This window comes from Coprococcus sp. LG101-27 (genome assembly GCF_027695515.1).
In the GTDB taxonomy this organism is placed as follows: domain Bacteria; phylum Bacillota; class Clostridia; order Lachnospirales; family Lachnospiraceae; genus Allocoprococcus; species Allocoprococcus comes.
The window spans coordinates 659-1,122 of sequence record NZ_JAQEUJ010000060.1; the positions used below are offsets into that span (position 1 = coordinate 659).

The 464-nt window shown below is 30.2% G+C and carries 1 protein-coding gene; it reads left to right on the forward strand.

The features are described 5' to 3' along the window. Positions 1 to 47: 47 nt before the first annotated feature. Positions 48 to 383, forward strand: coding sequence for a DUF3784 domain-containing protein (locus PG766_RS16835; RefSeq protein WP_117455468.1), 336 nt, complete (start codon positions 48 to 50; stop codon positions 381 to 383). Positions 384 to 464 lie beyond the last annotated feature (81 nt).

Here is a 464-nt window from a genome sequence, read left to right on the forward strand (position 1 = left end):
AATAACATGAAACAGACAAATCAAAGTTTGAAGCGGAGGTATGTATTATGAATATAGGATTTTGGTCGTGTATAATTTTGGTAATACCATTTCTGATTATAGGTGTTTTATTTGCGATTTTTAAGGCAAAAGCAGCAAAATTTGTTTCAGGATTTAATTCATTTTCTAAAGAAGAACAGGCATTGTATGATAAAGCTCATATCTCTCGTGATATAAGAAATCAGTGCTTTATGTGGGCTATTATAATGTTGGCAGGAGCATTATTATCCTGCTTTTTAACCCCATATATAGCTATACCAACCTATATTATTTGGTTAGTTCTGTTTTTTAGAGAAGTCCACTTTGATAATCATAAAGCGTTTGAAAAATATTTATTAAAGTAAATTCAAGTTTGGAGAATTGAGAAAATCGGAAGTTTACAGTGAGGTGAAAGAGGTTGAATTATGTAGAATATGGAAAAGAAA

Bases quoted from the DNA above. Each gene is read 5' to 3' on its own strand.
- PG766_RS16835 (WP_117455468.1), top strand. From the start codon at position 48: ATGAATATAGGATTTTGGTCGTGTATAATTTTGGTAATACCATTTCTG.